The organism is Bradyrhizobium sp. 2S1 (assembly GCF_011516625.5).
In the GTDB taxonomy this organism is placed as follows: Bacteria; Pseudomonadota; Alphaproteobacteria; order Rhizobiales; family Xanthobacteraceae; genus Bradyrhizobium; species Bradyrhizobium septentrionale.
Genome location: NZ_CP147717.1, coordinates 8,756,431 through 8,775,533 on the forward strand (window position 1 = coordinate 8,756,431; position 19,103 = coordinate 8,775,533).

15 protein-coding genes are annotated in these 19,103 nt (G+C 65.3%); 7 read left to right on the forward strand and 8 right to left on the reverse strand.

Annotated elements, in window-relative coordinates; genetic code table 11:
• Positions 1-9 precede the first annotated feature (9 nt).
• The 4 genes from HAP54_RS41550 to HAP54_RS41565 form a co-directional block, all read right to left on the reverse strand.
• On the reverse strand, positions 10-309 hold the full coding sequence (locus tag HAP54_RS41550) for an acylphosphatase (RefSeq protein WP_166297026.1): 300 nt from the start codon (positions 307-309) through the stop codon (positions 10-12).
• On the reverse strand, positions 306-1,172 hold the full coding sequence (locus HAP54_RS41555; protein ID WP_166297028.1) for an isocitrate lyase/PEP mutase family protein: 867 nt from the start codon (positions 1,170-1,172) through the stop codon (positions 306-308). Before HAP54_RS41555 ends, HAP54_RS41550 begins: the two co-directional genes overlap by 4 nt.
• Before the next feature lie 79 nt (positions 1,173-1,251).
• Positions 1,252-3,267, reverse strand: a complete 2,016-nt coding sequence (locus HAP54_RS41560) for an acetyl-CoA carboxylase biotin carboxylase subunit (RefSeq protein WP_166297030.1) — start codon at positions 3,265-3,267, stop codon at positions 1,252-1,254.
• Positions 3,268-3,444: 177 nt separating this feature from the next.
• Positions 3,445-3,651: a hypothetical protein gene (locus tag HAP54_RS41565; RefSeq protein WP_016840474.1), complete on the reverse strand. Its 207-nt coding sequence runs from the start codon at positions 3,649-3,651 to the stop codon at positions 3,445-3,447.
• A gap of 243 nt (positions 3,652-3,894) precedes the next feature.
• On the opposite strand from HAP54_RS41565, the gene HAP54_RS41570 reads away from it, so the two are divergent.
• Together HAP54_RS41570 and HAP54_RS41575 are read left to right on the forward strand one after the other, a co-directional pair.
• A complete protein-coding gene (locus HAP54_RS41570) occupies positions 3,895-4,686 on the forward strand; it encodes a thermonuclease family protein (protein ID WP_166297032.1) in 792 nt (263 codons plus the stop codon).
• Positions 4,687-4,777: 91 nt separating this feature from the next.
• The gene (locus HAP54_RS41575; protein WP_166297034.1) at positions 4,778-7,240 is read left to right on the forward strand and encodes a hybrid sensor histidine kinase/response regulator; all 2,463 of its coding nucleotides are present in this window, start codon (positions 4,778-4,780) and stop codon (positions 7,238-7,240) included.
• Between the two features lie 19 nt (positions 7,241-7,259).
• On the opposite strand, the gene HAP54_RS41580 is transcribed toward HAP54_RS41575, so the two are convergent.
• The 4 genes from HAP54_RS41580 to HAP54_RS41595 form a co-directional block, all read right to left on the reverse strand.
• Positions 7,260-7,601, reverse strand: a complete 342-nt coding sequence (locus HAP54_RS41580; protein WP_312022780.1) for a septal ring lytic transglycosylase RlpA family protein — start codon at positions 7,599-7,601, stop codon at positions 7,260-7,262.
• Between the two features lie 46 nt (positions 7,602-7,647).
• Complete coding sequence (locus tag HAP54_RS41585; protein ID WP_166297036.1) at positions 7,648-10,359, reverse strand: bifunctional diguanylate cyclase/phosphodiesterase; 2,712 nt, start codon at positions 10,357-10,359, stop codon at positions 7,648-7,650.
• 107 nt (positions 10,360-10,466) lie between these two features.
• Positions 10,467-10,997: a hypothetical protein gene (locus HAP54_RS41590; RefSeq protein WP_166297038.1), complete on the reverse strand. Its 531-nt coding sequence runs from the start codon at positions 10,995-10,997 to the stop codon at positions 10,467-10,469.
• A gap of 290 nt (positions 10,998-11,287) precedes the next feature.
• Positions 11,288-11,782 (reverse strand): ArsI/CadI family heavy metal resistance metalloenzyme, encoded by a 495-nt coding sequence (locus HAP54_RS41595; RefSeq protein WP_166297040.1) that lies wholly within the window; start codon positions 11,780-11,782, stop codon positions 11,288-11,290.
• A gap of 92 nt (positions 11,783-11,874) precedes the next feature.
• Between HAP54_RS41595 and HAP54_RS41600 the strand changes: the two genes are divergently transcribed.
• The 5 genes from HAP54_RS41600 (at position 11,875) to HAP54_RS41620 (ending at position 19,076) form a co-directional block, all read left to right on the forward strand.
• Positions 11,875-12,102: a hypothetical protein gene (locus tag HAP54_RS41600; RefSeq protein ID WP_166306953.1), complete on the forward strand. Its 228-nt coding sequence runs from the start codon at positions 11,875-11,877 to the stop codon at positions 12,100-12,102.
• 74 nt (positions 12,103-12,176) lie between these two features.
• Positions 12,177-12,545 carry a hypothetical protein gene (locus HAP54_RS41605; RefSeq protein WP_166297042.1) on the forward strand — a complete coding sequence of 123 codons (369 nt, stop codon included), beginning with the start codon at positions 12,177-12,179 and terminating at the stop codon, positions 12,543-12,545.
• Positions 12,546-12,658: 113 nt separating this feature from the next.
• On the forward strand, positions 12,659-13,879 hold the full coding sequence (locus tag HAP54_RS41610; protein WP_166297043.1) for an efflux RND transporter periplasmic adaptor subunit: 1,221 nt from the start codon (positions 12,659-12,661) through the stop codon (positions 13,877-13,879).
• Positions 13,872-17,096, forward strand: a complete 3,225-nt coding sequence (locus HAP54_RS41615) for an efflux RND transporter permease subunit (protein ID WP_166297045.1) — start codon at positions 13,872-13,874, stop codon at positions 17,094-17,096. Before HAP54_RS41610 ends, HAP54_RS41615 begins: the two co-directional genes overlap by 8 nt.
• A 138-nt stretch (positions 17,097-17,234) precedes the next feature.
• Positions 17,235-19,076 carry an alkaline phosphatase family protein gene (locus HAP54_RS41620; RefSeq protein ID WP_166297047.1) on the forward strand — a complete coding sequence of 614 codons (1,842 nt, stop codon included), beginning with the start codon at positions 17,235-17,237 and terminating at the stop codon, positions 19,074-19,076.
• Positions 19,077-19,103 lie beyond the last annotated feature (27 nt).

Here is a 19,103-nt window from a genome sequence, read left to right on the forward strand (position 1 = left end):
CAACGTGCTTCAGACCGTCGGCAGGACCGCGAACCGCTCCCCTGCCCGGCGCTGGTTCAAGAGATCGGGATTGACCGCCGTAGCCTGCACGGCATCGACGCGCGCAGAGAACGGACCGCGGTTACATGCTGCGATCATGTCGGCGACGACGTCCTCAGCTCCGGCAAACACCGCCTCGACGCTGCCGTCGCGGCGGTTGCGGACCCAGCCTTCGAGGCCGCGCGAGGTCGCCTGCTCGTCGACCCAGGCGCGATAGCCGACGCCCTGGACGCGGCCGCTGATGGTGACGTGGCGGATCACGCCGCTCATTTCTTCAGACCGAGGAACTCGCCGCTGCGCGCCTTGGTCTCCGCCTCGCGCATCACGCGGCCGGTCAGTTCGGGAGAGGCGATGCCTTTGAGGTTCTTCGGCGAGGTGCCTTCGCGCAGCGCCTTCAGCGTCTCGTAGACGGCCTGGGTTGCGGCGGCGAACGGCGCGTGGCCCTGCAGCGCGATCCTGACACGCTGGCTGGCCAGATAGTCCAGCGCGGTCATCTCCTCCGGCGCGCCGCCGAGCACGATCGGCAACGTCGTCGCGGCCGAGAGCGCCTCCAGTTCGCCGCGCGACTTGATGCCGGTGAAGAACAGCCCGTCGACGCCAACCGCTTCATAGGCCCTGGCGCGTGCAATCGCGTCGTCGAGACTTGTGATCGAGACGGCGCCGGTCCGGCCGAGGATCACGAGCGACGGATCGCTGCGGCCGTCGAGCGCGGCCTTCATCTTGCCGACGCCTTCCTCGAGCGAGATCAGTTGCGTCTTGGCCTGGCCGAACGCCTGCGGCAGCAGCGTGTCCTCGATGGTGAGGCCGGCGGCACCGGCGGCTTCCACTTCCTGCACGGTGCGGCGAACATTGAGCGCATTGCCGTAACCATGGTCGGCATCGACAAGCACCGACAGGGTCGAGGCACGCGACATCCGGCGTATCTGCTCGGCGAACTCGGTCAGCGTGATCAGCGCGATATCGGGATCGCCGAGCACGGCGAGCGAGGCGACCGAGCCACCGAACATGCCGAGTTCGAAACCGAGATCCTCCGCAATCCGGATCGAGGTCGCGTCATAGACCGAGCCCGGGCGAATGCAGGTTGACCCACTCAGAATCGATCGCAGTGCTTCGCGGCGTTTGCGGAAAGCCATGTCTGGGACTCCTTGTTCGTCCTTGCGACGGCGCCGGCGACAACTGGCCCGCCGATGCCTTCGCGAAGGCGGAGCTCTTTTAAGCGAACTCCAGGATCAGCGCATCGACCGCGAGCGTGGCGCCGGCGGCGGCGTGGATCTTCTTGACCGTGCCGTCGCGCTCGGCGCGCAGCACGTTCTGCATCTTCATGGCTTCCACGACCACCAGCGTCTCGCCGGCCTTGACCTCCTGGCCCTCGGTCACCGCGATCGACACCACGAGACCGGGCATCGGGCACAGCAGCTTCTTGCCGGTGTCGGCCGCCGAGGTCACCGGCATCAGCCGCGCCGAGGTCGCCTCGGTCTCGGTGAAGACGTAGACCGGCACCTCATAGCCCTGATGCGCGAGGCGGAAGCCGTTGTTGATGGCGCGCACCTGCACGGCGACGAAATTGCCGTCGATGGTGCCCTGCCAGACCGGCTCGCCCGGCGCCCAACTCGACACGAGGTTGTGCGGATTGCCGGGCAGCCCGTCGGTGCCGATGAAGCGCACCGCGATGGCGTCATCCTCGCGCGCGACGTCGAGCGCGATCTCGGCGCGGTCGAGCCACACCGCGCGGCGGCGCTCACGCTGCACCACGCGGCCACCCATCTGGCCGGAAATCTGCCGCTTGCGTTCGCCCAGCACGTGATCGATCGCAGCACCGACCGCGGCCAGCCGCCGCGCGATCTCGCCCTCGGGCGCGCGCGCAGAAAACCCTTTCGGGAATTCCTCTGCTATGAACCCGGTCGAGAGCCGGCCCTCGCGCCAGCGCGGGTGGTTCATCAACGCCGACAGGAACGGAACGTTGTGCCTGATGCCATCGACATAGAAGGCATCGAGTGCGGTCGCCTGCGCCTCGATCGCGGCTGCGCGCGACGGGGCGTGGGTGACGAGCTTGGCGATCATCGGATCGTAATGGATCGAGATCTCGCCGCCCTCCTGCACGCCGGTATCGTTTCGGATGGTGATGCCGTCATGGCTGGCCTCGGCCGGCGGACGGTATTTCACCAAGCGGCCGATCGACGGCAGGAAGTTGCGGAACGGATCCTCGGCATAGACGCGGGATTCCACCGCCCAGCCGGTCAGCGTCACGTCCTTCTGCGTGAGCGCGAGCTTCTCGCCGGCCGCGACCCGGATCATCTGCTCGACGAGGTCGATGCCGGTGATCAGCTCGGTGACGGGATGCTCGACCTGCAGGCGGGTGTTCATCTCCAGGAAGTAGAAGCTCTTGTCCTGGCCGGCGACGAACTCAACGGTGCCGGCCGAATCGTAGTTCACGGCCTTGGCCAGTGCGACCGCCTGCTCGCCCATCTTGCGGCGGGTCTGCTCATCGAGCAGCGGCGACGGTGCCTCCTCGATGACCTTCTGGTTGCGGCGCTGGATCGAGCACTCGCGCTCGCCGAGATAGATCACATTGCCATGCTTGTCGCCGAGCACCTGGATCTCGACGTGCCTGGGATCGGTGATGAACTTCTCGACGAAGACGCGGTCGTCGCCGAACGACGACTTCGCCTCCGCCTTGGCGAGGTTGAAGCCTTCGGCGACCTCCGACTTCGAATGCGCGATGCGCATGCCCTTGCCGCCGCCGCCGGCGGACGCCTTGATCATGACGGGATAGCCGATCTCGTCGGCGATCTGGACGGCGTGCTTGTCGTCCTCGATGACGCCGAGATGACCCGGCACGGTCGAGACCTTGGCCTTGGCCGCGGCCTTCTTGGATTCGATCTTGTCGCCCATCGCGGCGATCGCGCCGGGGTTCGGGCCGATGAACACGATGCCGGCAGCTTCCAGCGCGCGCGGAAACGCCTCGCGCTCGGACAGGAAGCCGTAGCCCGGATGCACGGCCTCAGCGCCGGTCTTGCGGCAGGCCTCGACGATCTTGTCGATCAAAAGATAGCTCTCGGCCGCGGCGGGCGGGCCGATCAACACGGCCTCGTCGGCCATCTCGACATGCAGCGCATCGCGGTCGGCCTCGGAATAGACGGCGACCGTCTCAATCCCCATACGACGCGCAGTCTTGATGACCCGGCAGGCGATCTCGCCGCGATTTGCGATCAGGATTCGTTTGAACATGCTCTTCTTGCTTGGGCTTTTTCGACTTGAATTTGTCTATTGGGTAGGATCCTCCCCGCGCAATCCGGCACGGGCGATTGGCCACTCCGTGGTACAGCAAATTGCCCCGGAGGCAACGGTCTAATGCAGACCCTGCCGGGTGCATGGCCAGTCCTTGGCGGTAGCCTGAGGGGTATTTCAGCCCGAATAGGTCTTGAAGCGGCCGCGCGAATGCGCCTTCGCCACGGCTTTCATCAGCTCGCTGACCTCGTTCTCCAGGAATTCATTGGCAACGATCAGCGCCCGGATGGTCGCGCGCAAATTGCCGCCGCAGGCCGAGATGGCCTGATCGACGGCCGCTTCCAGCCCGTCATCGTCGTCAGATTCGGGCCGTGCAGACATCATGAGGTATCCGGGATTCAGTTGGTGCATCATGTTCCTATTTTGTTCTCACCAAGTCAATCGGATCTTTGATCTGATGCCACCACGCACGCGGCTCGCACGAACGGGCCCGCACTCGAACGGGCCTTGGTTGGATCGTGCCGGCCTGTGCTAGAAGTTCGGCTGCCCGCCGAAGACCTGCCATCAAGATCTGACGCCCAGCCCTGACGCCCAAGCCCTGACGTCCAAAGACCTGAAGTGAGAATGATGCGGTTTCGAAATCCGGTCGCCACGACGCTTCTCCTGACCTGCCTGTCTGCGACGCCTGGCCTGTCTGCAGCCCCCGCCCTCGCCGCCTCAGCGGTCATCAAGGATGCCGGCGCCGTTCAGCTCGGCAACACGACCTATCGGCTCGACGGCATCGACGCGCCGGCCGCCGATCAGCTCTGCATCGACGAGCATGCCGATGTCTGGAGCTGCGGGATCGAGGCGCGCGACCAGCTCACCAAGCTGATCGGCGGCAAGCCGATTCATTGCGACGATATCGGCGTCGACCCCACCTTCAAGAAGCGCCGCCTCGGCGTCTGCAAGATCGAGGGCGACCCGACCAGCCTGAGCCAGCTGCTGGTCCAGAAGGGTTACGCCCTCAATGTCGAGACGTCGGCCACTGGCCGATTCAAGCCGGATGAAGCGACCGCGAGGGATAATCGTGCCGGGCTCTGGAAAGGCTGCTTCGTGGCGCCGCGCGATTTCCGGACCGGCAAGAAGGACGGCGCCCTGCTCGGCAACGCCTGTCCGGCCGACCGCGACAAGCAGATCCGCGATGCGCTCTTCCCCGACGACCTGCCGATGCCGGCAAGTTGCAACATCAAGGGCAAGTACGCCGTGCGCGCCCGCGTCACCGGCAATGTCGGCATCTATCACTTGCAGGCGTGCCGCAGTTACCCCGGCCTCAACAATCCGGATCGCTGGTTCTGCTCCGAGGAGGATGCCCAGGCCGCCGGGTTCCGCAGGGCCTATAATTGCCGTCCGCCCAAAGACCAAGCCAAGACCAAGTGAAGCGCAAGTGAAGAGCAAGTGACCGCGATAAATCACGCTGGCAAAGCCGCCTTGTCCTGTGTGAAAATGCGCCAAGAGGTTGCCGGCGCGTATGACCCCACCCGATCCCGCTGATGTGCTCCCCGAAACTGCGGCAGCCGAACGGCTGCGGCAGCACCTTGAGGAGATCGCGCGCGAACGCGATCGCGCCCATCGCGAGCTCCAGGAGCGCGAGGCCGAGCTGGCGCGGATTCAGCGCATCGCGCGGGTCGGCGGGCTCGAGATCGATTTCCGCGACGGCGTGCGCAACCGCCGCTCTCCCGAATATCTCCTGGTGCACGGGCTGCCGCCCGAAGAGGTCAACGAGACCTATGAGAACTGGGTCGCGCGCATTCATCCCGAGGACCGCGAACGCACCATCCAGCATCTGTTCGGCGTGCTCAAGGCCGGCGGCGAGGACTACACGGCCGAATACCGCATCATCCGCCCGAACGACGGCGAGAGCCGCTGGATCCGCGTCGTCGCCAAGATCGAGCGCGACCGCAGCGGACGAGCGTTGCGGCTGGTCGGCGCCGATCTAGACGTCACCGACCAGATGCTGGCGCAAGAGACCCTGCGCGAGAGCGAGGAACGCTTCCGCCTGATCGCCGACAGCGCGCCGGTGCCGATCTGGGTGACCAAGCTCGACCGCACCCGCTCCTTCGCCAACCAGGCCTATCTCGATTTCCTCGGCCTGCCATTCGAGGAAGCGGTCGTGTTCGACTGGCGCAAGGCGCTGCATCCGGATGATCTGCCGAATATCCTGCAGGAGCAGATCACCGGTGAGCTCTCGCTCAAGCCGTTCGTGCTCGAGGCGCGCTACCGCAATGCGGCCGGCGATTGGCGCTGGCTGCGTTCGGAGTCGCAGCCGCGCTGGGACCCGACCGGCAAGCATATCGGCTTCATCGGCGTCGCCCACGACATCACGGCCGCCAAGGAAGCCGAGATCGAGCTGCGCAAGCTCAACGAGTCGCTGGAGCGGCGCATCCTCGAGCGCACCGCGCAGCTCGAATCCCGCGAAGCCCAGACCCGCGCGATCCTGGAAACCAGCCATCAATACCAGATGCTGCTGAACCGGGATGGCGTCCTGCTCTACACCAACCAGACTGCGCTCGCCGGCATCGGCACCGATGCCGCCGATGTCGTCGGCAAGCCGTTCTGGGACACGCCGTGGTTCGCCGCGACCGACGGCATGCCGCGCCTGATCCAGAATGCCTTCGCGACCGCAATGCGCGGCGAGGAGGTCAAGATCGAGCTGCTACTGCGCCTGCCGGCGGGCGAGCGCTATTTCGATTTCGCGATGCGGCCGCTGCAGGACCAGCACGGCACGATCGTCGGCGCGGTGCCGGAGGCCGTCGACATCACCGAGCGGCGCCGCGGCGAGGAGGCGCTGCGGCAGTCGCAGAAGATGGAGGCCGTCGGCCAGCTCACCGGCGGCGTCGCGCACGACTTCAACAATCTGCTCACCATCATTCGTTCGGCGACCGACTTCCTGCGCCGCCGCGAGCTGCCGGATGAGCGGCGTCGCCGCTACATCGACGCGATCGCCGAGACCGTGGAGCGGGCCTCCAAGCTGACCGCCCAGCTGTTGGCGTTTGCGCGCCGGCAGCCGCTCAATCCCGAAGTGTTCAATGTCGGCACCCAGGTCGACAGCGTGACCCAGCTGATCCGCCCGCTGGTCGGCGGACGGATCCACATCGAGATCAGGATCGACGACCCCGACTGCTTTGCGATCGCCGATATCGGCCAGTTCGAGACCGCGTTGATCAATCTTGCGGTCAACGGCCGCGACGCGATGAACGGCGAAGGCCTGATGACGATCCGCGTCAGGAAGGCCAGGAGCATCCCTGCCCTGCGCGGCCAGGCCTCGCGCAGCGGCGATTTCGTGACGGTCTCGATCCAGGATACCGGCACCGGCATCTCGCCGGAAAACCTCGACGCGATCTTCGAACCGTTCTTCACGACCAAGGAGGTCGGCAAGGGAACGGGCCTCGGATTGAGCCAGGCCTTCGGCTTCGTCAAGCAATCCGACGGCGACATCGAAGTCACCTCTACGCCCGGGCACGGCGCGACCTTCACCATCTATCTGCCGCAGGCGATGCGCCCGGCCGACACCAAGGTCGCAGCCAGCGCGGGCACCGAGCAGACCTCGATCGGCCGCGGCTATCGCGTTCTCGTGGTGGAGGACAATGATGATGTCGGCCAATTCTCCACCGAGCTGCTCGAGGATCTCGGCTATTCGGTCAAGCGCGCCGCCAATGCCAACGCAGCGCTCGCGATCCTGTCGGAGAACGAGTTCGCCGCCGACCTCGTGTTCTCCGACGTGATCATGCCCGGCATGAACGGCGTCGAGCTCGCAGGCGTGATCCGCCATCGCTTTCCCGGCCTGCCGGTGGTGCTGACCAGCGGCTACAGCAACGTGCTCGCCGAGAACGCGCACAGCGGCTTCGAGCTGATCCAGAAACCCTATTCGGTCGAGGCGCTGTCGCGCACGCTCAGGAAGGCGATCGCCGAGCAGCGGGCTTCCAAGCCCTGATCCCGCCTTCGGTCGCGAACTATTCGATCACCACATGCGCGACGCCGAGCTGAAGGATGCCAAGCGCGCGGGCCGCCGTGGTCGAAACGTCGATGATCCGTCCGCGAATGAACGGGCCGCGATCATTGACGCGGCACCGGATCGATTTCCCGCCATAGGACACCGTGACCATGCTGCCGAACGGCGCTTGCGATGCGCACAGGTCATCTCGCCGCTCCTGCCGATGCCGTGATAATAGGACGCAAGGCCACTCTCTGCGTTTGCCATGGACGAGGCAAACAGCAGCATCGCCGCGGACGTAGCTGCGGTTTTCATTGATCGCCTGCCGGTCGAGCCCTGCAAGGGAACGCGGTTCCGGCAAAACAGTTCCCGTCAAAATTGGGGGGAGATGACGGTCAGGCGGCCCCTCAGGCTGCGTCCTCGACCGCATCGGCCGCGAGCAGCATCCGGACGTCCTGCGCCGGAACCGGCCTACTGAACAAATAGCCTTGCATCTGCGTGCAGCCGAGCATCTGCACCGTGTCGCGCTGCTGGTCGGTCTCGACGCCCTCGGCGGTCGTGATCATGTTGCGGTCGGCGGCGATCGAGACCACCGCGCGGATGATCGAGGCCGAGCCGCTGTTGCGGGTGACTTCCTTGACGAAGCTGCGGTCGATCTTGATCTTGTCGAACGGGAAGCGCTGCAGGTACTGCAGCGACGAGTATCCGGTGCCGAAATCGTCGAGCGCGATGTGGACGCCGAGCGCGCGGAGCTGGCCGAGCGTGACCAGCGCCGCATCATCGTCGGCGATCAGCACCGCCTCGGTGATCTCGAGCTCAAGCCTGCGCGGGTCGAGCCCGCTCTCGGCGAGCGCGCTCGCGACCTTCAGCGCCAGCGTCTCCGACTTGAATTGGACGGGGGACACGTTGACCGCGAGCCGAACATGCGCGGGCCAGGCCGCCGCCTCGGTGCAGGCAGTGCGCAGCACCCACTGCCCGATCTCCTCGATCAGGCCGGTTTCCTCGGCAAGGGGCATGAACTCGGCCGGCGAGATCATGCCGCGCACCGGGTGCCGCCAGCGCAGCAGCGCCTCGCAGCCGGTCACCTCGTCGCTGCGCAAATCGACCAGCGGCTGATAGTGCAGCTCGAAGCCGCCGTCCGCCAGCGCGGTTCGCAAGTCCGCCTCCAGCGCCCGGCGCAGATTGGCGTGCTTCTCCATCGCCGGGTCGAAGAACCGATAGGTCCTGCGACCGGCCGCCTTGGCGGCGTACATCGCCAGATCGGCGCATTTGAGCAAGTCGAACAGGTCGGAGCCGTGGCGTGGTGCGATCGCGATGCCGATGCTGGCATCGCTCGACAGCCGATGGCCAAGACAGTCGAACGGCGTGCGCAGCGACTGATAGACGCGCGCAACCAGGTCGCTGACGTCGTCATCCGAGACAATGTCGCGCTGGACGATGGCGAATTCGTCGCCGCCGAGCCGCGCGATGAAGTCGTCCGGGCCGACCGATTGGCGCAGCTTTTCGGCAACGCGCCGGAGGAATTCGTCGCCGATCAGATGACCCAGCGTGTCGTTGATCCGCTTGAACGCGTCGATATCGATATAAAGAATCGCGAACTCGCGCGCCGTCGGCCCGAGCAGCAGCCCTTCCGCGTGGCGCTGCAGCAGCGTCCGGTTCGGCAGATTGGTCAGGGCATCGTAATGCGCGAGATATTCGATGCGCGCCTGCGCGCGCCGCCCTTCGGTGACGTCCTCGAGCGTGGTGGCCCAGCCGCCGTCGGGCGAGCGCTTGTAGATCAGATGGATGCTGCGGCCGTCCGGGATCGTGATCACAGCGTCCTGGACTTTGTCGCTGTCCGGGTTGATGAAGCGCGCGCAGTACGCATCGACATCGCCGACGAAAGAGCCGGTCGCCTGGCGATGCAGGATCAGGTCGCGCAGATGGCATCCCGGCTTGGCGATGTCGGGCGAGAGGCCGAACATGTCGATATATTGCTGATTGCAGATCACGAGCCGCGCCGAGTCATCGAACAACAGCAGGCCCTGCGTCATGGTGTTGATGGCGGTGTCGAGCTGCTGGCTCTGCTCGGACAGCCGGCGCTGCGCCGCGTCGTGCTGCCGCCGCAGCTGCCGCACGATCAGGAAGATCGTCATGATGACAATCAGCACCGCCAGCACCGCAGCGCAGAACTGCAGCTTGGTCTGGGCACGCCAGTCCTCCAGCGCGCTCGAGGTTCGCGTGGTGGCGAGGATCAGGATCGGAAAGTGCGACAGTGACTTCACGGCCCCGACATTTTCGTCGCCCGACGCGCCGACGAAGCGTCCCGACAGATTGCCGCCAAGACTGATGACCTTCCGGAACGCCGGCTGATCGGCGATGTTGCGACCGACCACGCTGGCATCCTGCGGATAGCGCGCGATGATGGTACCGTCGCGGTGGATGATCGAGATCACGGTGTCGCCGTTCAGCGCCAGCGAGGCCACGAAATCCTCGAAATGGCTCGGCTCGACGCCGCGGCTCGCGAAGCCGATGATCTCGCCATTGCGCCCGGTGATCTTGCGCGCAAAGATCGTGGTCCAGTTGCCGGTCACCTTGCTCATCGCCGGTTCGACGATCACGGGCGACGTGGGCCGTCCCGAGGTGAACTCCTGGAAATAGCGCCGGTCCGCGACGCTGATGTCGGGCACCGGCCACATCTCGGACGAGTTGATCAGCCATCCCTTGGCATTGAACAGATTGAGCCCGCCGACATGCGGCAGTGTCGCCAGCCGCGTGCGCAGCATTTCGTGCGCGCTCAGCAGGGACATGCTCTTTTCGAACTGATCGGCGGTCTCGACCTGCTCGGCCCGCAAATAATTCACGACGTCGTCGTGGACGTGCTGGAGATCGACAAGCTGCTGGTCGAAATGCCGCGACAGCAACAGCGCGGTGTTGTTGAGCTCGCGTTCGGACATCTCGAGCGCACGCTCGCGAAACTGCAGCGCCAGATAGCCGGTGCCAAGCGTGATCGCGAGCACCAGCAGCGCGGCACTCAACACGAGCCACTGGATGGCGCCCATCCTTGTGGCGCGCGACACACCTTTGATCGACAGCCGCCGGTATTCCGGCATCGCGCTGTTCGTGGAGACAACCGACATTTTCCGCCCCTTGCGGCTGCCCTTGTAGGGGAACACAACCCAAGGGGCGGTTAGGAAAATCAGTTATCGGACGGTTAAGACGAATGCGGACCAGAAGCGATCCACCGTCAGGAGACAGCTCCGGACGCCGCGCCGGCCTCCTTCAGGCTGCACTCGATCAGCGCCCCCTCGATGGTGAATTTCGAGAACGGTGAATATGGCGTCGCGACCTTGAGCGCAGCGAAGAATTGCGAATCGCCCGGGCTCTTCAGAAGAAACCGGATATGGGTGGCCGACAGCGCATCCCTCGACAGCCAGACGACACCCGAGAACAGCGCCACAAGCATCTGCCCGTAACTGCCGGAATCGGTGAGGCCGAGATCATAGATCGGAGACACGTTGACGAACCGCGCGCTGAGCGCCGGCCCGGTATACTTGCTCATCAAGAGACGTCTGACCTGGCAGACCGCATGGACGCGCTCGCCGTCGCTCAGGTGATACAGCCCCTGGCTGTCGCCCTCCCTCGACGCCAGCGCCTCGAAAGCGGTGATGCCTCCGATGGTGACAAAATCCTCACCGACGCCTTCAGCGTCCTTCTTCCATTGTGCCTTGATGTGACGCCAGGACCGCTCGGGATCCTTGAGTGGCAGAAGCCGCATGGTTGACCGGCGGTTAGCGCGGGGGGCAGTTGACCGCGGGATATTATGTAGCAGGCATTAAGCCTTTGCTTACAGCGGTAGCGTGGTGCGTCAGTGCCCGCGAGGTGCCGCAGACCGTCTTCATGCAGAGATCGGCTAGAATCTACCGCCGCACTCAAGCGGCGATAGGCAGCAGGCCGAGTCCACCACCGCCGATTGCAGTGGGCTCCGAAGTCCCATCCGATGGCCCGACGGAATTGCCCATGACCAACGAACGCGTCGACGCAATTCATGGACGCGAATTGTTCTGTTCAGGAACGGCAGCAGTTCGATGCCTCAGAAGGCACGATCTGGGGCTGCGGCGCGCAGCACGCGCCTTGTGTCTCGCCCGGCTTCTCGTGAGCGACGCGCGCGGTTCGCTCGCCGGTGCCGTCGCCATAGACGATGCTCTCGCCCGTCGTATGGAACGTCTCCCAAGCGATCCCGGCGGGATCGTCGATCCACGACTTCTCCGACTTGGCATAGCAGCACACTGTCTGACCCTGCTCGATGACCTCGCCGCCTGCCTTGCGCAGCCGTCCATAGACCTCGCCGAGTTCTTCCGCGCTCTCCACCTGAATGCCGAGGTGATCGAGGCCCGGCTCGCGGCCGCGGCTCGAGATCGCGAAGTTGACGCGGGGATCGTCGAGCATCCATTTGGCATAGTCTGACTTCACGACCGTAGGCTCGGCCCCGAACAGCGCCGAGTAGAAGCCGATCGATTGCGAAATGTCCTTGACGGCGACGTGAACATGCATGCGCTTCATGGGGCAGTCCTTCCGGGCGGCGACGCTGGATGGATATTCCACCCCAGGCATGTTCAGATATCAACATCGATGTAACGGGGTTCACCTGCGCGATGGATGCGCTCACGCTGTTCGGATTGTTCGCCGTGACCATGATGCTCGTCTGCTATGCGGCCGAAGATCGCAGCCCCTGGTTCATCCTGGCCTTCGCGGTCTCCTGCACGCTCGGCTCGGCCTACGGCTTCCTGCAGGGCGCCTGGCCGTTCGGCCTGGTCGAAGCGATCTGGGCTATCGTCGCGGCGCGCCGCTGGCTGATGCGCCGAACCGCAGATAGCGTGTAACGTTATAGTATCCACGGCCAATCTGTCGCGGGTTCGAACTTGAATGCGCGCAGTCACAGCGCTAATGAGGGCTCATGGCCGCTTCGCGCACCATGATTCAGTCTTCCTCTCACGCAACGGAAACGCGCCGCTGGCGCAGCCTGCTTGCGGGACTGATTTCGCTTGCGCTGGTGCTGTCGTTCTTCCACGGCTGGACCTTCGACGGCGATGACGATGCAGCTCCCGGCTTCCCGATCGCACAGTCGATCAACGACACCGGCGGCAAGGCTCCCGCGCATCCGGCTTCACTGCACGGCGACCACTGCCTGACGCACGTCGCCTCGGTGGCTCCGCAGGAGACGGCGTTCCCCATCGCCTATGCACCGAATAGCTATGGCGACAGCAGCATCCGCCAGCCCGCATCGGCCGACCGCCTCTCTCCATTCAAACCACCCCGCGCCTGATCCGGTCGACATGACCGGCCGTGCGCCGCCGCCATCAGGCAGCGGGCACGCTTCCGCACAAATCGATGTCGCGACAGCGCAGGGCCACCGGCATGCGCTGCGGAGAGGCGCATATGAAACGGGTTGTTGTATTTTTCGCTGGCGTCGCCGCCGGCATCGCACTGGTCGTTGTGGCGGCCGGATGGATCGGCTGGCCGGTCAAGTTCCCGGCGACGACGCGGCAGACTGCGGCCACACACACGAAGACCGAGGCGAGCCATGAGGCTCCCGGACATATCGAGCTGAGCGAAGACCAGATTCGCGACGCCGGCATCACCTTCGCGCAAGCCGGTGGCGGCATGCTGAAGCGGCATTTCCTCGCGCCGGGATCGGTGATCCCCGATGCCGACCATATCGGGCGCGTCTCGGTGCGTGTGCTCGCGACGGTCACGGAACTGCGCAAGCGTCTCGGCGATGTCGTCGAGAAGGGCGAGATCGTCGCTGCAATCGAAAGTCGCGAGGTGGCCGACGCCAAGAGCGAATACCTCGCCGCGCGGCTCACCAACGATCTGCAGCAGACCCTCTATGCGAGGCAGAAGACGCTGGTCGAGACCCGGATCGTGTCGGAGAACGAGTTCCTGCGCACACGGCTGACCGCAAACGACGCCCAGATCAAGCTCGACGGCGCGCGCCAGAAGCTGTTTGCGCTGGGTCTGTCGGAAAGCGAGATCGCCGACCTGCCCAACCAGCCCCCGGAGAGCCTGCGGACCCAGTTCCTGCGCGCGCCGATCAGCGGCCGGGTTTCCGAACGGCGCGTCGACCTCGGCGGACTGATCGGGCGCGAGGGGCAGGAAAGCGAGCTCTACGTCATCGTCAATCTCGACGACATCTGGGTCGATCTGGCGGTTTCGCCCGAAGACATCAACGCAGTCCGCGAAGGCGTCTCGGTGAAGATCCGCGCCATCGGCACCGAGGATGAAGCCAGCGCCGGCGTGATCTTCGTCAGCCCCCTGCTCGACCGCGAGACCCGCAACGCCCGCGTGATCGCGACCATGCCCAACAAGGATCACCGCTGGAAACCAGGCACGTTCGTCACCGCGGAGGTCCCGCTGTCGGGCGCGCCATCGACCGTGATCGTCCCGAAGAAGGCGATCCAGACCATCAAGGGGACGCCGACCGTGTTCGTGCGCGATGCCGACGGCTTCGAGGCGAGGTCCGTGCGGACCGGCCGTGAAGACGACGACGATATCGAGATCGTCGCCGGCCTCGCTGCGGGCGAAACCATCGCCGTGCAGAACACCTTCACGCTGAAGGCCGAAATCGAGAAGGACGAGGCGGAGCACGGCCATGATTGAGCGCATCATCGGCCTTGCGATCCAGCGGCGCTGGGTCGTCGTCACTCTCGCCGCGATCGCGACGTTCCTCGGTGGCCTTGCGCTGACCAGGCTGCCGATCGACGCGGTGCCCGACATCACCAACAAGCAGGTCCAGATCAACACCGTCGCACCAGCGCTGTCGCCGGCGGAAATCGAGAAGCAGATCACCTTCCCGATCGAAACCGCGCTGGCGGGCGCGCCGGGGCTCGAGAGCACGCGCTCGCTCTCCCGCAACGGCTTCTCGCAGATCACGGCGGTGTTCAGCGAGGCGACCGACATCTATTTCGCCCGCCAGCAGGTCGGCGAGCGCCTGACCGAAGTCCGCGCGCGCCTGCCGCAAGGCATCGAGCCGCGGATCGGCCCGACCTCGACCGGCCTTGGCGAAATCTACATGTGGACTGTGCATTTCTCCGGACAACCTGTGCAGACCGACGGCGCGCCGGGCCTGCAAAGCGACGGCCGCTTCCTCACGGCCGATGGCCAGATGCTGCAAAGCGATGTCGAGAAGGACGCCTATCTGCGCACGGTGCAGGACTGGATCATCAAGCCGCAGATCAAGATGGTGCCGGGTGTCGCCGGCGTCGATTCGATCGGCGGATACCTCAAGCAGTATCAGGTCCATCCCGACGCGGCGAAGCTGATCGCGCTCGGCCTCACCTTTGCCGACGTCGCCAAGGCGATCGAGAGCAACAATGTCAGCCGCGGCGCGCGCTATATCGAGCGCAACGGCGAAGGCATCGTGGTCCGCTCCGGCGGCCGCCTCGAGACCATCGAGGAACTGGGCGCCGTCGTCGTCACCACCCGCGGCGGCGTCCCGGTCCGGATCCGCGACCTCGCGACGCTTTCGATCGGCGGCGAGACGCGCACCGGCAGCGCCAGCGAGAACGGCCGCGAGGTCGTGGTCGGCACCGCGCTGATGCTGATCGGCGCCAACAGCCGCACCGTATCGGCCGCGGTCGACGCCAAACTGCGCACAATCACCCCATCCTTGCCGGTGGGTATCGAGGTCAAGACGGTACTCGATCGCACCCAGCTGGTCGATGCGACCATCGGCACCGTGGCACGCAACCTCTCCGAAGGCGCGCTGCTCGTGATCGCGGTGTTGTTCATGCTGCTCGGCAATTTCCGGGCGGCGCTGATCACCGCGCTGGTGATCCCGATCGCGATGCTGATGACGGCCATCGGCATGTGGCAGGGGCGCATCAGCGCCAATCTGATGAGCCTTGGTGCACTCGATTTCGGCCTGATCGTCGACGGTGCCGTCATCATCACCGAGAACAGCCTGCGTCACCTCGCCGAGAAGCAGCACGCGCTCGGCCGCGTGCTGACGCGCGACGAGCGGCTGGCGACGGTGCATGCCTCCGCGGTCGAAATGGTCCAGCCGAGCCTCTACGGCCAGGCCATCATTCTGCTGGTCTATGTACCGCTGCTTACCTTCACCGGCGTCGAAGGCAAGATGTTCGAGCCGATGGCGCTGACCGTGATCCTTGCGCTCGCCGCCGCCTTCGTGCTGTCGCTGACCCTGGTTCCCGCGTTGATTGCGATCTCCATCAGCGGCCGCGTGCAGGAGAAGGAAAACTGGCTCGTTGCGGCACTGAAGCGCTGGTACAGCCCGTTGTTGCACCGAGCGATCGCAACGCCGGTCCCCATCATCGCGGTAGCGGTCGTGCTGTTCGCGACCGCCCTGTTCGGGTTCTTCCGCCTCGGCCAGGAGTTCATCCCCTCGCTCGACGAGAAGAACATCGCCATGCACGCGCTCAGAATTCCGAGCACGGCGCTGTCGCAGTCGCAGGCGATGCAGCTCTCGGTCGAGAGGGCGGTCAGCCGCTTTCCGCAAGTATCGTTCGTGTTCTCCAAGACCGGAACGGCCGAGGTGGCGAGCGATCCGATGCCGCCGAACGCATCCGACACCTTCATCATCCTGAAGCCGCGCGCAGAGTGGCCGGATCCGTCGCTGACCAAGGAGCAATTGATCGGGGAGATCTCGAAGGCGGTCGGCCGGCTGCCGGGCAACGTCTATGAATTCACCCAGCCGATCCAGATGCGCTTCAACGAGCTGCTCGCCGGCGTGCGCGGCGATATCGCAGTCAAGGTGTTCGGCGACGAGTTCGAGCCGATGCAGAAGGCCGCCAACCAGGTTGCGGCGGCGCTACGGAGCGTGCGCGGCGCGACCGACGTCAAGGTCGAGCAGACGAGCGGCCTCCCCATCCTCGAGATCAAGGTCGACAAGGCGGCGATCGCCCGGCGCGGTTTGAGCGTCTCCGCTGTGCACGACGTGATCGGTGCCGCGGTCGGCGGCCAGGATGCCGGCGTCGTGTACGAGGGCGATCGCAGCTTCGACATCGTGGTGCGATTGCCGGAGAGCGTGCGCTCCGATCTGGAAGCATTGAGCAATTTGCCGGTCGCGTTGCCGAAGGCAACGCCGAACTCACCTGTGCAGAGCCTGCCGCTCAACCGCGTCGCGCAGTTCTCCTTCACCGAAGGGCCGAACCAGATCAGCCGCGAAAACGGCAAGCGCCGCATCGTGGTGACGGCCAATGTCCGCGGCCGCGATCTCGGCTCGGTGGTCGAGGAAGCCCAGGCAAACGTCGCGCAATCGGTGAAGCTGCCGCCCGGCTACTGGATGACCTGGGGCGGCCAGTCGGAAAATCTCGCGGCAGCGCGCCAGCGCCTTGCCGTCGTGGTGCCGGCCTGCTTTGCGATGATCTTCCTGTTGCTGCTGGCCGCGATGGGCTCGGCGCGCGATGCGCTCTTGGTGTTCAGCGCGGTGCCGCTGGCGCTGACCGGCGGCATCGCGGCGCTGTGGCTCCGCGACATGCCGTTCTCGATCTCGGCGGCGGTCGGCTTCATCGCGCTCTCAGGCGTTGCGGTGCTGAACGGGCTGGTGATGCTGAGCTTCGTCAGGCAGTTGCGCGAGCGCGGCGTGCCGTTGCGGGAGGCCATCGAGCAAGGCGCCCTCACCCGCTTCCGGCCCGTCGTGATGACCGCGCTGGTGGCCTCGCTCGGCTTCGTGCCCATGGCCTTCGCCACCGGCACCGGGGCCGAGGTGCAGAAGCCGCTCGCCACCGTCGTGATCGGCGGCCTGATCAGCGCAACCCTGTTGACGCTTGCCGTGCTGCCGGCGCTCTATGCACGGTACGGACATGCCGGCAGTGCTGCGCGCAATGAGCGAGCCGCGATTCAGCCCGCGGAATGACGGTGGGTTGACTGGCCGCCGCCAAGAAAAATCCGGCAGTTACAGCGCTGACCACGCGCTGTAACATTTCTGTCATATGGCAAAACTAAACGAAGGCGGCGGCGGGCTGCCGCGGGCTTCATTTGGGGGAATTAAAGAATGCGTCGAGCCATTACGTTACTGTCCGCGAGCATGATCGCGCTTTCAGCGGGCGGCGCCGCGGCGCAGAACGCCAAGCCCCGCAACCTCATCCTGTTCGTCCCGGATGGTCTGCGCGGCGGCATCGTGACGCCGGAGACGGCACCGACGATGGCCGAGATCCGCGACAAGGGCGTCAACTTCAAGAATTCGCATTCGCTGTTCCCGACCTTCACAATGGCGAACAGTTCGGCGCTCTCGACCGGCCACTATCTCGGCGACACCGGCACCTTCTCGAACACGATCTACACCGGCTACACCTCGGTTCCGGCCGGCGACACCGTGGTGCCGTTCATCGAGAACGACGCCGTGCTCGCCGATGTCGACGATCACTTCAATGGCGACTACCTCAACGAGGAGACGCTGTTGAAGATGGCCCGCGGCCAGGGCTTTAGCACCGCCGCCATCGGCAAGGTCGGCCCGACCCTGCTGTTCGACCACACCGATCGCGGCAAGAACACGATCGTGGTCGACGATTCCACCGGCGGCAAGACCGGCGTGCCGCTCTCCGACGAGGTGAAGGAGGCACTGACCAAGGCCGGCCTGCCGCTCGCCACCCCGAGCCGCGGCGATAACGCCAAGGCGGGCGACGCCAAGACGCCAGGCACGACGGTCGCCAACGTCGCCCAGCAGGCCTACATGGCCGATGTCGCGACCAAGGTCGTGCTGCCGATGTTCAAGGCGCGCAACAAGCCGTTCGTGCTGGTGTTCTGGTCGCGCGATCCGGACGGCAGCCAGCACAACACCGGCGACAGCCTCAACACCATCACCCCCGGCATCAATGGCCCGACCTCGATGGCCGGCATCAAGAATGCCGACAACAACCTCGCCCAGCTCCGCAAGGCGCTCGACGAGCTCGGGCTTTCCGCCAACACCAACATCATGGTCTCCTCCGACCACGGCTTCTCGACGATCTCGAAGGAGAGCAAGACCAGCCCCTCGGCCAAGATCGCCTTTGACGACACGCCGAAGGATTTCCTGCCTATGGGCTTTTTGGCGATCGATCTCGCCAAGGCGCTGAACCTGCCGCTGTTCGACCCCAACGACAAGAACGCCAAGGTCGCCGACAATGCCCATCCGAAGGCCGGCAACGGCGTGCTCGGCCAGGACCCGGCCAAGCCCGATGTCGTGATCGCTACCAATGGCGGCTCGGACCTGATCTATCTGCCGAACCGCGACAAGAAGCTCGCCGACCGCGTCATCAAGGCGCTGCTCGAGCAGGACTATGTCAGCGGCCTGTTTGTCGACGACAAGCTCGGCAACTTCCCGGGCACGCTGCCGATGTCGAACCTCAATCTGAAGGGCAAGGCGGTGACGCCGAACCCGTCGATCGTGGTCAACTTCCGCTCCTGGTCGAGCGGCTGCGCGATCCCGACCAATTGCTCGGTGCAGATCGCCGACACCGTGCTGCGCCAGGGCCAGGGCATGCACGGCAGCTTCAGCCGCGGCGACACCTTCAACTTTACCGCCGCGATCGGGCCCGACTTCAAGGCGGGCTATGTCGATCCGCTGCCGGTCAGCAACGCCGATGTCGGCATGACCGCAGCGCAGCTGCTCGGCCTGCGCGCGCCGAACAATGGCGGGCTGATCGGCCGGGTGATGTCGGAAGCGCTGCCGAACGGCATCGTGCCTAAGATGGCCGAGGGCACCCTGATGTCGAAGAAGCCTTCGGCCAACGGCCTGCGCACCGTGCTGAAATTCCAGCGCGTGCTCTCGACCCGCTATTTCGACGTCGCCGGGTTCCCGGGGCGGACGCTCGGGCTCGAGGAGACCGGCGGCAAACAGAAAACGGCGGGGAAGTAATCCCCGCCGCTCTCGCTTGATGCCGTT

What these genes read in the sequence shown, in the direction of transcription:
- HAP54_RS41565 (WP_016840474.1), bottom strand. Translation starts at nt 3,651, where the DNA reads ATGATGTCTGCACGGCCCGAATCTGACGACGATGACGGGCTGGAAGCG.
- HAP54_RS41605 (WP_166297042.1), top strand. Translation starts at nt 12,177, where the DNA reads ATGGCCGCTTCGCGCACCATGATTCAGTCTTCCTCTCACGCAACGGAA.
- HAP54_RS41620 (WP_166297047.1), top strand. Translation starts at nt 17,235, where the DNA reads ATGCGTCGAGCCATTACGTTACTGTCCGCGAGCATGATCGCGCTTTCA.
- HAP54_RS41560 (WP_166297030.1), bottom strand. Translation starts at nt 3,267, where the DNA reads ATGTTCAAACGAATCCTGATCGCAAATCGCGGCGAGATCGCCTGCCGG.
- HAP54_RS41610 (WP_166297043.1), top strand. Translation starts at nt 12,659, where the DNA reads ATGAAACGGGTTGTTGTATTTTTCGCTGGCGTCGCCGCCGGCATCGCA.
- HAP54_RS41590 (WP_166297038.1), bottom strand. Translation starts at nt 10,997, where the DNA reads ATGCGGCTTCTGCCACTCAAGGATCCCGAGCGGTCCTGGCGTCACATC.
- HAP54_RS41555 (WP_166297028.1), bottom strand. Translation starts at nt 1,172, where the DNA reads ATGGCTTTCCGCAAACGCCGCGAAGCACTGCGATCGATTCTGAGTGGG.
- HAP54_RS41550 (WP_166297026.1), bottom strand. Translation starts at nt 309, where the DNA reads ATGAGCGGCGTGATCCGCCACGTCACCATCAGCGGCCGCGTCCAGGGC.
- HAP54_RS41585 (WP_166297036.1), bottom strand. Translation starts at nt 10,359, where the DNA reads ATGTCGGTTGTCTCCACGAACAGCGCGATGCCGGAATACCGGCGGCTG.
- HAP54_RS41595 (WP_166297040.1), bottom strand. Translation starts at nt 11,782, where the DNA reads ATGAAGCGCATGCATGTTCACGTCGCCGTCAAGGACATTTCGCAATCG.
- HAP54_RS41575 (WP_166297034.1), top strand. Translation starts at nt 4,778, where the DNA reads ATGACCCCACCCGATCCCGCTGATGTGCTCCCCGAAACTGCGGCAGCC.
- HAP54_RS41600 (WP_166306953.1), top strand. Translation starts at nt 11,875, where the DNA reads ATGGATGCGCTCACGCTGTTCGGATTGTTCGCCGTGACCATGATGCTC.
- HAP54_RS41570 (WP_166297032.1), top strand. Translation starts at nt 3,895, where the DNA reads ATGCGGTTTCGAAATCCGGTCGCCACGACGCTTCTCCTGACCTGCCTG.
- HAP54_RS41615 (WP_166297045.1), top strand. Translation starts at nt 13,872, where the DNA reads ATGATTGAGCGCATCATCGGCCTTGCGATCCAGCGGCGCTGGGTCGTC.